9 protein-coding genes are annotated in these 12,829 nt (G+C 74.9%); 2 read left to right on the forward strand and 7 right to left on the reverse strand.

The annotated features are described in order from the left end of the window. Positions 1 to 349 precede the first annotated feature (349 nt). Together ACGFN2_RS08315 and fes are read left to right on the forward strand one after the other, a co-directional pair. Positions 350 to 1,654: an enterochelin esterase domain-containing protein gene (locus ACGFN2_RS08315; protein WP_393358473.1), complete on the forward strand. Its 1,305-nt coding sequence runs from the start codon at positions 350 to 352 to the stop codon at positions 1,652 to 1,654. 210 nt (positions 1,655 to 1,864) lie between these two features. Beyond that, positions 1,865 to 3,142: an enterochelin esterase gene (gene fes / locus ACGFN2_RS08320; protein ID WP_393358475.1), complete on the forward strand. Its 1,278-nt coding sequence runs from the start codon at positions 1,865 to 1,867 to the stop codon at positions 3,140 to 3,142. Positions 3,143 to 3,277: 135 nt separating this feature from the next. On the opposite strand, the gene ACGFN2_RS08325 is transcribed toward fes, so the two are convergent. The 7 genes from ACGFN2_RS08325 to ACGFN2_RS08355 all read right to left on the reverse strand — a co-directional run bounded on the left by ACGFN2_RS08325 (position 3,278) and on the right by ACGFN2_RS08355 (position 12,771). Then, positions 3,278 to 7,120, reverse strand: a complete 3,843-nt coding sequence (locus tag ACGFN2_RS08325; RefSeq protein WP_393358591.1) for an amino acid adenylation domain-containing protein — start codon at positions 7,118 to 7,120, stop codon at positions 3,278 to 3,280. Between the two features lie 77 nt (positions 7,121 to 7,197). Beyond that, on the reverse strand, positions 7,198 to 7,428 hold the full coding sequence (locus ACGFN2_RS08330) for a phosphopantetheine-binding protein (RefSeq protein WP_362606122.1): 231 nt from the start codon (positions 7,426 to 7,428) through the stop codon (positions 7,198 to 7,200). 6 nt (positions 7,429 to 7,434) lie between these two features. Beyond that, positions 7,435 to 8,067 carry an isochorismatase family protein gene (locus ACGFN2_RS08335; protein WP_362606125.1) on the reverse strand — a complete coding sequence of 211 codons (633 nt, stop codon included), beginning with the start codon at positions 8,065 to 8,067 and terminating at the stop codon, positions 7,435 to 7,437. A gap of 12 nt (positions 8,068 to 8,079) precedes the next feature. Beyond that, the gene (locus ACGFN2_RS08340) at positions 8,080 to 9,732 is read right to left on the reverse strand and encodes a (2,3-dihydroxybenzoyl)adenylate synthase (protein ID WP_393358477.1); all 1,653 of its coding nucleotides are present in this window, start codon (positions 9,730 to 9,732) and stop codon (positions 8,080 to 8,082) included. Then, entirely contained in the window at positions 9,729 to 10,943 is a 1,215-nt protein-coding gene (locus ACGFN2_RS08345) for an isochorismate synthase (protein WP_393358479.1), read from the reverse strand. The genes ACGFN2_RS08340 and ACGFN2_RS08345 overlap by 4 nt, the downstream gene beginning before the upstream one ends. A gap of 62 nt (positions 10,944 to 11,005) precedes the next feature. Beyond that, on the reverse strand, positions 11,006 to 11,800 hold the full coding sequence (locus tag ACGFN2_RS08350; RefSeq protein WP_393358481.1) for a 2,3-dihydro-2,3-dihydroxybenzoate dehydrogenase: 795 nt from the start codon (positions 11,798 to 11,800) through the stop codon (positions 11,006 to 11,008). After that, positions 11,797 to 12,771 (reverse strand): ABC transporter substrate-binding protein, encoded by a 975-nt coding sequence (locus ACGFN2_RS08355; RefSeq protein ID WP_393358483.1) that lies wholly within the window; start codon positions 12,769 to 12,771, stop codon positions 11,797 to 11,799. Before ACGFN2_RS08355 ends, ACGFN2_RS08350 begins: the two co-directional genes overlap by 4 nt. Positions 12,772 to 12,829: the final 58 nt, after the last annotated feature.

Below are 12,829 nucleotides of genomic sequence, written 5' to 3' on the forward strand. Positions count from 1 at the left end.
GCCCGGCCCGGTCCGGAGCCAGCACCGCGTCCCGCCCGCCTCGCCCGAGCACGGGCGGGGCCCCGGCGCCGGGCCACCACCGCATCCGTACGAGGACGGCCTGCCGCCGCCCTGCCCGAACCGTCCGAACTGCCCGCACCACGCGGTACCGAGCGCGCATCGCCCGCGTACCGCGCGCTCCGATCGGAAACACCCTTCCCCACATGACGCATCGATTCGCCCTCCAGCCCCTTCACCCCTCGCTCCGAAAACTCCACCGCCGGGACCGGGCCGTTCCCGACGGACCCGTGGTCCGGCCGGCGGCCGGTCCGCGGGCCGGGCAGCCGCACCGCATACCGGGCGCGCTCGCATGAGCCGCACCGTCTCCGCCGCGGTCCCGGCACCCGCGGACGCCCCCGCCCCCGCGCCGCACACCGTCACCAGCCCGCGCCTCACCCGCCTCGCCCGGCGGATCGAGCAGGCCGGTCAGGCCGAACGCGGCGCACTGACCGCCGAGTTCTGGGCCACGGTCGAGCGGGACGGCACGCCGCTCATCGAGCCGCTCGACGATGATCCGCACCACCGGGCGGTGACCTTTCTGTGGCGCGGTCACCGCGCCACCCGCCAGGTGCTGTTGCTCGCCCACGGGCTCACCGACCCCGACGACCTCACCGGTTCGCTCCTCACGCCCCTGCCCGGCACCGAGATCTGGTATCTGACCCGCCGCCTGCGGGCCGATCACCGCGGCTCGTACCGCATGGTCGCGGACATCTCGACCGGCCCGCTGCCCGGTGCGGAGGGTCCGCTGCGGGCCCGGCTGCGGGGGCTGGCCGCCCACGCCGCCCCGGACCCGCACAACCGGACACCGCTGCGCGAGAGCGCCGGATCGGCCGGGAGTTCGCTCTTCGAGCTGCCGTTATCCCCGCCGCAACCCTGGCGGGAGCCACGCCCGGACGCCCCGCGCGGCACCGTGGAGCGCCTGCGCAGCCCCGGCCTCCCCCTGGGCGACCAGCACGCGGTCCGGGTCTACCACCCGCCGTCCGGCACCGCGTCCGGGCCGCTGGACGTGCTCGTACTGCCCGGCGGGGAGCGGTGGTTCGGGGCCCTCGGCCTGGCCGCCACGCTCGACGCGCTGCTGGCCGAACGGAGGATTCCGCCGCTGCTGGTACTGGCGCCCGAGGTGGCCGGCCCGGCCGGGTGGTGGCGCGAGCCCGGCACCCACGATCCCTACGCGGACTTCCTCGCCGACGAGTTGCTGCCCTGGGCGGCCGCGCTCCGGCCGGTCACCACGGACCCACGGCGCACCGTCGTCGCGGGGCAGGGCCTGGGCGGCACCGCCGCGCTGCACACCTGTCTGCGGCGGCCCGAGCGGTTCGGCGGCGCGCTGGTCCAGTCCCCCGCCGCCGCCCGGCCCTCGGACGACCGGCACGCCGGGAGCGGTCACGGCCGGCCGTCCTGGCCGTCGCAGTGGTTCGACGCGCCGCACGGAGCCCCCGTCCGGGTCCACCTCGACGTCGCCCGGCAGGAAACGGCGACGGAGCCGGGGTCCGGCCTCCCCGACCTCCTGCGCCGCCGCGGGCACACCGTCACCCGGCAGGAGTTCAGCGGCGGCGCTGACTACGCCTGTTGGCGCGGCGGGCTGGCCGACGGCCTGATCGCCCTGCTCGGCGGCTGACCGGCAGTCGCGCCGCGGGGTGCCGTCCGTTGTCGAGCGACGGGCGGTCCGCGCCCCTCCTGGAGCAGCCGTTGCGCGGGCGTGCCGTCGTCGCCGCTCGGGTGCGGCGGCCCATGGCCTGCGGTGTCCGCGGGGCGGGGCCGGGAGACACCCCGGAGACTGAAGTAAGGTGACCCTAAGTCCACCGCCCAGTTGTCCGGAGTGCCTTCCATGCCCGTGCCGCCGCAGGACGCCCCGAACCACCCGCCCCGACTGGCGCGCCCCGATGCGCTGCCGCGGCTCCTCGGGCCGGGCTTCGCGCTGCCCGCGCCGGACGGGACCGGGGACTTCTGGGCCGGGGTCCGCCGCCGCGGCACCCCCCTCGTCGCGCCGGACCCCGCGGCCGGCGCGGAGCACGTCGCCGTGACGTTCCTGTGGCGCGGCACCGACCGGACCCGCGCCGTCCAGGTGCTGCCGAACAAACTGGCCGACCCACGGGACCCCGGGGCCAATCTCATGGAGCGCGCCCCCGGCACCGACATCTGGCACTGGACGGTCCGTCTGCGGCACGACTGGCGCGGTACCTACGACCTCTTCGTCGACGAGGGCGGCGGCCCCGAGCCGGGCGGGGCCGACTACTGGCGCTGGCTGCGCACCCAGCGCCGCACCGACCCGCACAACACCCGTGCGCTGCCGCGCCGTTGGGGCGGCGAACCGGTCCCCTACGCCGAACTGTCCGGGGCGCCGGCCGCGGTGGACTGGGAGCCCAGGCCGGGCATCCCGCGGGGCACCGTCAGCGAGCACACGGTGCACAGCGGCCACCTCGGCGCCGACCGCCGGTTCTGGCTGTACCAACCGCCCGGCACGGCACCGGAGACGACGGAGCTGCCCGTCCTCGTCCTGCTCGACGGTGAGCACTGGCAGCCCCGGCTCGGCGTCGCGCACCTCCTGGACAACCTGATCGCCGACGGGCGCATCCCCCCGCTCGCCGCCGTCCTGCCGGATTCCGTCGACGCCGGCACCCGGTGGACGGATCTGACGTGCCGTCCGGAGTACGTCGGTTTCCTCACGGACGAGCTGCTGCCCTGGGTGGCCGGACGGCTGCCGGTGACCGGCGACCCGGCCCGTACCGTGATCGCCGGGCAGAGCCTGGGCGGACTCACCGCGGCCTACGCGGCGTTCGCGGCACCGCACCGCTTCGGGAACGCCCTGGCCCAGTCGGGCTCGTTCTGGTGGCCCGAGGGTCCGGAGCCCGAGTGGCTGACCGCCCGGCTCACTGAGGCGCCCCGGCTGCCCGTGCGCTTCTGGCTCTCCTTCGGCGAACAGGAGTGGGTGGCCCTCCCCGCCGCCCGGCGGCTGCGCGCGACCCTCGCCACCGCCGGCTACGACGACACCGTCTACCGCGAGTTCAACGGCGGCCACGACTACCTGTGCTGGCGCACCGAACTGGCCGACGGGCTGGTGGGGCTGCTCTCCCCCGGCGGAGCCACCGCCCGGACCGCCGCCTAGCCGCCGTCCCCACCGGCCTGCCGGACGTCGCCGTCCGGCAGGCCGGCCGTACCGCGGCCCCGTGCGCCCGTCAGGGCCGGCCCGCCGCCACGGGCCGGGTGCGGGCGTCGTACGGGGCCGGGCCGTGGTGGGCGGTCATGTGTCCAGCTCCTTCAGGCGGGTGGCCAGGACGGCGGCGATCTCGTCGAGCTGGCGGTCCTGCATCAGCTGCGGGTGGGTGCAGTCCAGGTCGCGGTTGATGATCGCGCCGGTCACATGCGGCTGCCAGGCCTCGCGGGTGAGCCAGTCCTCGGCGCGCGGCGCGGCGGCGGTGAAGAACAGCAGGTCGCCCTGGTAGGTGCGGTGGTGGTGGGCGCGCATCATCCGCGCGTGGTTCGGCACGATGTCGACGATCTTCGACAGGGTGTGGTCCGTGAGGCCCGCGAGCGGGCTGCCCGCGCGGCGCAGGGTGGCCAGGACCTCGTCCCGGGTGCGCTCGTCGGTGCGGTCGAAGCCGGCCATGCGCAGCACCGCGGTGAGCGCGTCGCCCTCCTCGGGCGCGGGCCGCTCCCGCCACTGTTCGGCGGGGAACGCGTCGAGCAGCGCGAGCAGTTCGACGCTCTCCCCCGCCTCCTGGAGCAGCACCGCGACGGTGTGCGCGAGGATGCCGCCGACGGACCAGCCCAGCAGCCGGTAGGGGCCGTGCGGCTGGACGGTGCGCAACTGCTGCACATAGTCCTCGGCCTGCTCCGCCAGCGCGCGGGGCAGCGGCGCGTCCCCGGCCAGGCCGCGGGCCTGGATGCCGTACACCGGCTGGTCAGGTCCGAGGCGGGCGGCCAGGCCCGCGTAGCACCAGGCGAGGCCGCCGGCGGGATGGAAGGCGAAGAGGGCGGGCCGGTCTCCGGTGGCGCGCAGCGGCAACACGACGTCCAGAGCGTCCCCGGACGCCGGTCCGGAGCTGTCCAGGCGGGCGGCCAGCGCGGCCGGGGTGGGCGCCTCGAAGAGCGAGCCGATCGTCAGCTCGCAGCCGAACGCCGCGCGGACGCGCGCCACCAGCCGCACCGCGAGCAGCGAGGTGCCGCCCAGGTCGAAGAACGCGTCGTCGGGACCGGCCTGTTCGAGGCCCAGTACCTCGGCGAACAGCCGGGTCAGGGTCTCCTCGCGGGGGCCGGCCGGGCGGCGCGCGCCGCGGCCGCCGGTGAAGACCGGGGCGGGCAGGGCACGGCGGTCCAGCTTGCCGTTGGGGGTCAGCGGCAGGGCGTCCAGCGCGATGACGCTCGCCGGAACCATGTGCTCCGGCAGCGTACGGGCCAGCCCGGCCCGTACGGCGTCGGGTGCGGCGCCACCTGTGACATAGCCGACGAGCCGCTGCTCGCCGGCGCCGTCCTCGTGGACCAGCGCGCAGGCGCCGTCCACCCCGTCCTGTGCGGTCAACGCCGCCTCGATCTCGCCGAGTTCGATGCGCTGGCCGCGCAGCTTCACCTGGTGGTCGGTGCGGCCGAGGTACTCCACCTCGCCCTGTTCCGTCCAGCGGGCGAGGTCGCCGGTGCGGTACATGCGGCTGCCGGACGGTCCGAAGGGGTCGGCGACGAACCGGGAGGCGGTGAGCGCGGGGCGGTTCAGGTAGCCGTCGGCGAGTTGCCGGCCGGCCAGGTAGAGCTCGCCGGGGACGCCGGGCGGGCAGGGCCGGAGCGCGGCGTCGAGGACGTACAGCCGGGTGTTCCACACCGGCCGCCCGATGGGCACCGGGCCGCTGTCGCCGGCCGCGCACGCGTGGTACGTGACGTCGACGGCGGCCTCCGTCGGCCCGTAGAGGTTGTGCAGTTCGGTGTCCGGCAGGGTGCGGGCGAAGGTGTGCGCGGTGTCGCGGGGCAGGGCCTCGCCGCTGCAGAAGACGCGGCGCAGCGCCCCGCATCCGGCGGGGTCAGCGGCGGCCAGGAAGACCTGGAGCATCGACGGCACGAAGTGGCAGGTGGTGACGGCCTGTTCGCGCAGGAGCCGGGCCAGGTAGTGGGGGTCCTTGTGGCCGCCGGGCTCGGCGACGACGAGCACCGCGCCCTCGCGCAGCGGCCAGAAGAACTCCCACACCGACACGTCGAAGGTCGCGGGGGTCTTCTGGAGCACCCGGTCGTCGGCGGTCAGCGGGTAGCTGTCCTGCATCCAGCGCAGCCGGTTGTCGATCGCCCCGTGGGAGACCACGACGCCCTTGGGGCGGCCGGTCGAGCCGGAGGTGTAGAGGACGTAGGCGGGGTGCGCGGGGGTGAGCGGCCGTCCCGGATCGACCGGGAGGTAGCCGGAGAGGTCGAGTCCTTCCAGGACGACCAGCGGGGTGCCGGTGTCCTGGGGCAGCCGGGCCGGGTGGTCGGTGACGGCGCACACCGGCGCGGCGTCGTCCAGCATGCCGGCCAGCCGTGGTGCCGGGTGGTCCGGGTCGAGCGGCAGATACGCGGCGCCGGACTTCAGCACCGCGAGCAGGGTGACGACCAGCTCCACCGACCGCGGCACCGCGACCGCCACCACCGCTCCGGGCCGGGCGCCGAGGGTCTGCAGATGGCGGGCCAGCCGGTTGGCGCGGGTGTTGAGGTCCGCGTAGCTGAGCGTGGTGTCGCCGTGGACCAGTGCGGGGGCGGTCGGGGTGCGGGCGGCGCGGGCCTCGATGGGGCCGATGAGGGTGGTCGGCGGGAGCCGGCGGTCGGTGCGGTTGAACTCGTCGACGACCAGGGCGTGTTCGGCCGGAGTGGCGATGCCGTGGGCGGTCATGGGGGTGTGCGGGTCGGCGGTGGTGAGCCGGTCCAGCAAGTGCAGGAACCGCTCCTGGTGGGCGGCGAGACCGGCGTCCTCGTAGAGGGCGGGGTTGCCGTCGTGGTCGATGCGCAGGCCCCGGCCGTCGGCGCGGTCGTAGACGTTGAGGGTCAGGTCGTCGACGGGCCCGGCGGAGAGGTTGCGGGCGCGTGCGGGTGCGCCGGCGAACGCCACGCCGTAGTCGAACGGCATGATGTTGACGAGCGGCCCCACCAGGGCGCGGCTCTCCCCGAGCAGTCCCAGGTCGCGGCGGATGTCCTCGTAGCGGTAGCGCTGGTGGCGGCGGGCCGCGCGGATGCCGAGCACGACCTGCCGGACCAGTTCGGCGAAGGTCGCGTCGGCGGAGACGGTCAGCCGCAGCGGCAGCACGTTCATGACCATGCCGGGCACCCGCAGGGCGGCCGAGCCCATGCGGCCCATCATCGGCAGTCCCAGCACGACATCGGACCGGTCCGTGGCGCGGGAGGTGTACAGGGCCTTCGCCGCGATCAGGACGTCGGGCCAGGTGGCACGGAGCCGGGCGGCGAGTGCGTGGACGCCCTCGGTGGTCTCCGGCGGCAGGAAGGCGGTGCGGCGGCGGAAGGTCCGCGCGGGCAGCGCGCCGCGGCCCGCGAGCCGCGGCGCCTCGGGACGGTCGGCGAAGGCCTCGGCCCAGTGGGCGCGGTCGGCGGTGAAGTCCGGTGAGGCGCGGTAGGCGGCGTCCTGGGCGACCAGGTCGGTGAGGCTCCCGAAAGTCCGGGGGCCGGGCTCCTCGCCCCGGACGAGGGCGGTGTACACCTCGGCGGTCCGGCGCACCAGGAGGGAGTATCCGAAGCCGTCCATGACGAGGTGGTGGATGCACTGGTACCACAGCCAGCGCCGCTCCCCGACGCGGAACAGGGCGTGCCGGAAGAGCGGACCGGCCGCCAGGTCGAAGGGCTCGGCGAGGTCGGCGCGCATCCACCGCCCGGCGGCCTCCGCACCGTCGTCGGCGTCCCGCATGTCGCGTACGGTGAGCGGCGGTTCGACCCGGTCCAGGACGTGCTGGCGCGGGCCGTCCGGGGTGTCCTCGATCCGTACGCGCAGCGCGTCGGCCTCGTCGGCCACCCGGCGCAGGGCGTGGGCGAAGAGGTCCGGGGCGAGTTCCCCGTCGATCTCCAGGCACTCGGCGGTGTTCTGGGCGGGGCTGAGCGGGTCGAGGGCCTGCGCGTACCACATGCCCGACTGTGCCGCTGTCAGCGGCAGGGCGGCCTGCGGGGTCCCGGTGCCGGGTCCGCCGCCGGTGAGGAGGACCGTCACGAGGTGGCTCCCAGCAAGGGGGCCCAGGCCTCGATGGCGGGCTGTTCGGCGAGGTCCACGAAGGCGGCCTCGACGCCGTGTTCGCGGCGCCAGCGCTCGACGAGCGCCATGAGGCGGACCGAGTCCAGTCCGTAGTCCACGAGGTTCTCGTCGAACGGTATGTCGGTGGGGTCCTCGCCGAGGGAGTCGGCGACGTCCCGGCGGATCTGCTCCAGGGTGAGCGCCATGGCGGCTCAGGCCTCCTTGAAGAGGGCGTCGGTGGTGGTGACGACCGCGCAGCGGCCGGCGGCCCAGCGCAGGGCCATGTCGTGGTCGGCGCGGGAGAAGTCGGCGACGGCGTCCGCGACGACGAACGCCTGGATGTCCCGCGACCAGGCGTCGCAGGCGCTCATCAGCACGCCGATGTGGGCGTACACCCCGACGACCACGAGCTGGTCGCGGCCCGCCGCGCGCAACAGTTCCGCCAGCTCGGTGCGGGCGAACGCGCTGTACTTCCACTTGGTGAGGACGGTGTCGCCGGGCTCGGGCGCGACGGCCTCGGGCGTGGCGAGGGCCTGCGGGTCGTCCGCGACGCCGGGGCCCCAGAAGTCGAGCTGCAGACCGCGTTCCTCGGGGGTCTGGCCGCCGCGCTGGGCGGAGTAGACGACCGGCACCCCGAGCCGGCGGCACCGTTCGAGGAGCCGGGCCGTGTTGTCGAGCATGCCGGTGAGCGGCGGTTCACCGGGCGGGAAGGCGCCGAGGAAGTGCTGTTGCAGGTCGTGGACGAGCAGCACGGCGCGCGCGGGGTCCGCCGTCCAGGCGACGCGGTTGGCCGGCAGCTCGTCCCCGGCCGGCAGAGGGTAGGACGCGATGGCGGGAAGTGCCATGGGGTGGGCCTTTCAGTGCTGCGGTGCGGTGGCCGCGGCGGACCGCAGCCCCTTCTTGCTGACCTTGCCGATCCCGGTCTGCGGGAAGGCGTCGACGAACTCGACGCGGTCGGGGACCTTGTAGGCGGCGAGGCCGCGTTCCCGGACGAAGCGTTTGACGGCGACGGGCTTCAGCGGCTCGGCACCGGGGCGCAGGATGACGTAGGCGAGGGTGCGTTCGCCCAGGTACTCGTCGGGCACGGCGACGACGGACACGTCGTGCACGGCGGGGTGGGCGAGGATGACGTTCTCGACCTCCTCCGGCGCGATCTTCTCGCCGCCCCGGTTGATCTGGTCCTTGGCCCGCCCCTCCACGACGAGGTGGCCGGTGGCGGTGCGGCGCACGATGTCGCCGGTGCGGTAGAAGCCGTCCTCCGTGAAGGCCGTCGTCTGGTGCTCCGGGGCGCGCCAGTAGCCGCGGATGGTGTACGGCCCGCGGGTGAGCAGATGGCCGAACCCGTCCTCCGTGACCTCCTGTCCGGCGTCGTCGACGATCCGGATCTCGTCGTCCGCGGAGATCGGCCGTCCCTGGGTGGTGACGACGGTCTCGGGGTCGTCGTCGAGCCGGGTGTAGTTGACCAGGCCCTCGGCCATGCCGAAGACCTGCTGCAGCCGGCAGCCCAGAGCGGGCGCCAGCCTCCGGGCGGCCTCCTCGCTGTACTTCGCGCCGCCGACGAGCACCACGTCCAGGCTCGACAGATCGTTCTCCGTCTCCGCGGCGGCCGTCGTCCACACGAGGGCGAGCGGCGGCACCAGCCCGGTCAGGGTGATCCGTTCCCGTTCGATCAGCGGGAAGGCGGTCGCCGGGTCCGGTGCCGGGCACAGGACGACGGTGCCCCCGGCGTACAGCGCGCCGAGCCAGCCGGGGGAGCTCATCGGGAAGTTGTGCGCGGCCGGCAGCACCACCAGGAACCGGGTACCGGCGTCGACGCCGCAGATCTCGTTGGAGCCGCGCACCGAGTAGAGGTAGTCGTCGTGGGTGCGGGGAATGAGCTTCGGCACGCCCGTGGTGCCGCCCGACAGCTGGAGGAAGGCCAGCTCGTGCGGCTCGGGCCCGTCGGACCGGCCGGCCGGGTCGCAGGGAACATCGGACAGCGCGGTGTGCTCGCCCGGTTCGCCGGCGACGAAGACGTGCCGCAGGCTCGGCGTCCGCGCCCGGACCGTGGTGGCCAGGGCACGGTGGTCGAAGCCGGCGTGGCGGTCGGGGATGACGTAGGCGGTGGCCTCGGTGAAGGAGCAGAAGTAGCCGATCTCCGTCTCCCGGTGCGCGGGCAGCGCGTAGACGGGCAGTGCGCCGATCCGGAAGAGCGCGAAGACCACCTCGAAGAACTCGCCGGTGTTGGGCAGTTGCACCACGACCCGGTCGCCCTTGGCGATGCCGCGGGCCGCGAACCCGGCGGCCAGCCGGTCGGCGCGCTCGTCGAGCTGCCGGTAGGACCAGGTGCGGCGCCCGGGGGCCGGATCGACGAGGGCAGTCCGGTCGGGGTGGGCGGCGGCGCGCTCGCGCAGTATGCCGCCGAGCGTCTCCCCGCGCCAGTACCCGGCGGCCCGGTAGCGCGCGGCGAACTCGGCGGGCCAGGTGGGGGCGTCGAGCCCCGGGGTGGTGGCGAGGGCGTCGGTGCTCACAGCGAGGCTCCCACGGCGCTCAGGAAGGTACGGAACTTCGCCCCGGTCTCGGCGGTCTCGGCCTCCGGCGAGGAGGCGGCCACCACACCGGCGCCCGCGAACAGCCGCAGGTCGCGGCCCTCGGCCTCGGCGCAGCGGATCGTCACCACCCATTCGCCGTCGCCGTCCGCGTCCTGCCAGCCGACCATCCCGGTGTACGGGCCCCGGTCGAAGGGCTCGGAGGCGGCGATCACGGACCGGGCCACCTCGGTCGGGGTGCCGCACACCGCGGGTGTCGGGTGCAGCGCGGATGCCAGCTCCAGGGCGCAGACGCCCGGATCGGCCGGTTCGCCGGTGAGGGTGGTCGACAGGTGCCACATCGCCGCGGTGCGCACCAGCGTCGGACGGGCGGGCACCTCCAGCGTCCTGGCGTACGGGGCGAGTGCCTCGCGTACGGCGTCGACGACGACGGCGTGCTCGTGCAGGTCCTTGGCCGACTCCAGGAGGGCGGCAGCGCGCCGGACGTCCTCGGCCAGGTCGGCGCTGCGCGGCGCGGAGCCGGCCAGCGGGTTGGCGACGATCCTGCCGTTCCGGCGGGCCACCAGCAGTTCGGGGCTGGCGCCGATCAGGGTGCGGCCGGGGCCGCTGGGCACGGCGAAGGTGTAGCCGGAGGGGTCGCGGCGCGCCAGGCGGCGCAGCATCGCCGTCAGGTCCGGCTCCCGCCGGGCCGTCAGCTCCAGCGTCCGGGCGAGCACGACCTTGTCGAACTCCCCGGCCCGCATCCGGCGGACCGCGGCGGCGACCGCCGCGCCGTACCGCTCGGCCGACGGCACCTCCCGCAGCTGCCAGCCGTTGTCCTCGGCGGGCGCCACGGGCAGGGCGATGAGGGGGTCCTCGTGCAGCGGCGGCGCCCAGCGCACGGAGTCCGGGACGGCGAGCGCGTGCGGGGCGTCCGCGGCGAAGGGCAGCGAGCCGACGACGACCGGCGCGGGGTCGCCCGCATGCCGCCGCGCATCGAGGGTCTCCCGCACCCGCCGGGTCAACGGCCGTGCGTCGTGGGGTATTCCGACGGCGGTGCCCTGGCCGAGCAGGGTCTGCCGGGGCGTGGCGAGGAAGCGGTCCGTGCCGGGGCGGTAGGCGTCGAGCAGGGCGGTCGCGGCACCGGGGGCGAGCAGGGTGGGCGGCGCGGGGTCCGGGGGCGGCGCGGTGGGTTCGCACAGGGAGGCGGACATGGCTGTCTCCAAGGGGAAGGGTCGCGAGCGACGTCGCAGGGGGTGGCGGGTGCGGGTCCGGTTCAGGCCCGCAGCGTCGCGCCGCCGTCGACATACAGGTCGTGCATGGTGATGTGGCGGGCGCGGTCGGAGACCAGGAAGACGACGGCGTCGGCGATGTCGGCCGGGTCGGCGATCCGGCCGAGCGGGATGCCGGTGCGGTGCGTCGCGAGGTCGCCCGTGATGACGCGCTGTGCGGCCGCCGTCTCGCTCTCCGCGGCGTTCCACAGGGCGCGTTGCATGTCGGTGAGCGTCGAGCCGGGAGAGACGGTGTTGCAGCGGACGCCGCGCGCTGCCACCTCCAGGCCCAGGCATTTGGTGAACATCACGGCCGCCGCCTTCGACGCCGCGTAGGCGGACATGCCCGCGCGGGGGATGCCGGCCGCGTTGGAGGCCACGGTGACGATGTTGCCGGAGCCCCGCACGGCCATGCGGCGGGCGGCCGCCCGCGAGACGTGGAAGACGCCGTGGGTGTTCACGGCGAAGGTGGCCGCCCAGTCCCCGTCGGTGAGGTCCGTGACGGCGGAACTCCGCAGGATTCCGGCGACGTTGACCACGATGTCCAGCGGTCCGAGGGAGTCCTCGGTCCCGGCGATGAGGGCGTCGACGGCGGCCGTGTCGGTGACGTCGAGGCGGCGGGCGGTGAGGTGCTCCGGGTGCTCCTGGGCGAGCTTGTCGACGCCCTGGGGAGTCAGGTCGGTGGCGACGACCCGGGCGCCGCTCGCGACGAGGGCCCGGACCACCGCCTCACCGATGCCCCGGCCCGCCCCCGTCACGAGGGCCAGCCGCCCCGTGAGTTCCAGGCCGGTGGCGCTCACTTGACCATGGCCTTCCGGATGTCGCCGAGCACCGAGACGGCGGCCTCGGCGCCGCCCAGGCTCGTCCACTTCGAGCCGTCGATCATGGTGGCGTGCTTGTCGTGCACGGCCTTCAGCTGCCGGTAGGCGGGCTTGGTGGCCAGCTTGTCCAGGAGGCCGGCGTCCGGGCCGGCGGTGGAGAGGGTGCCGATGAACAGCCAGTCGCCGTCGATCTCGTGGAGGTTCTCGTCGCTGAGCGGCGTGGAGTGGCCCTGGCCCGGCTCGTTCTGTACTCCGGGCCGGCGGAATCCCAGGTCCTTCAGGACGTCGCTGATGAACACGCCCTGCTGCATGACGGCGGTGCCCTTGGCCGAGTAGCGGGCCACCGACACGCTCGTGCCGGCCCGTGCGCCGAGGTCCTTCTTCAGCGCGGCGGCCTTGGTGTCGTATCCGGCGAGGACCTTCTTGGCCTCGTTGTCCTTGCCCAGCGCCTTGCCGGTGAGGGCGAGGGACTTCTTCCAGTCCTTGGTGCGGTCGATGGTGACCACGGTGGGGGCGATCCGCCGCAGCTGTTCGAGGATCTGGGGATCGGTGGTCTGCCCGGCGAGGATGACGTCGGGTCTGGAGCGGACGACCTTCTCGATGTCCGGTCCGGTCACCGCGCCCACGACCGGTATGCCCTTCGCCCGGTCCGCGAGGTATCCGGGGGCGCCGTGCTGGCCGCGGCCGGCGGTCAGCCCGATGGGCTTGACGCCGAGGGCGAGTGCCGAGTCCAGGTCCATCTCGCTGAGCGCCACGACCCGTTCGGGCGCTGCGGGCACCTTGACCTTCGTGCCGGTCGCGTCGGTGATCCGGGTGACCTTGTCCGCCGCGCCGTCCGTGCCGCCGCCGGCCTCGGGCGCGCCGCACGCGGTCAGGGTCAGGGCACAGGCGGCGAGGAGGGCGGCCGCGGCGGCGGGGCGGGAAGGTTGGCGGGAAGAGGCTTGCAACATGGCCTGAGATCTCCGTTGTTCGATAAGACAGCGAGTCCGGAAAATGCGCAGATTCCTC

Source organism: Streptomyces sp. NPDC048612, assembly GCF_043199295.1.
Classification (GTDB): Bacteria; Actinomycetota; Actinomycetes; order Streptomycetales; family Streptomycetaceae; genus Streptomyces.

What these genes read in the sequence shown, in the direction of transcription:
- ACGFN2_RS08315 (WP_393358473.1), top strand. Translation starts at nt 350, where the DNA reads ATGAGCCGCACCGTCTCCGCCGCGGTCCCGGCACCCGCGGACGCCCCC.
- ACGFN2_RS08355 (WP_393358483.1), bottom strand. Translation starts at nt 12,771, where the DNA reads ATGTTGCAAGCCTCTTCCCGCCAACCTTCCCGCCCCGCCGCCGCGGCC.
- ACGFN2_RS08330 (WP_362606122.1), bottom strand. Translation starts at nt 7,428, where the DNA reads ATGGCGCTCACCCTGGAGCAGATCCGCCGGGACGTCGCCGACTCCCTC.
- ACGFN2_RS08345 (WP_393358479.1), bottom strand. Translation starts at nt 10,943, where the DNA reads ATGTCCGCCTCCCTGTGCGAACCCACCGCGCCGCCCCCGGACCCCGCG.
- ACGFN2_RS08325 (WP_393358591.1), bottom strand. Translation starts at nt 7,120, where the DNA reads ATGTGGTACGCGCAGGCCCTCGACCCGCTCAGCCCCGCCCAGAACACC.
- ACGFN2_RS08335 (WP_362606125.1), bottom strand. Translation starts at nt 8,067, where the DNA reads ATGGCACTTCCCGCCATCGCGTCCTACCCTCTGCCGGCCGGGGACGAG.
- fes (WP_393358475.1), top strand. Translation starts at nt 1,865, where the DNA reads ATGCCCGTGCCGCCGCAGGACGCCCCGAACCACCCGCCCCGACTGGCG.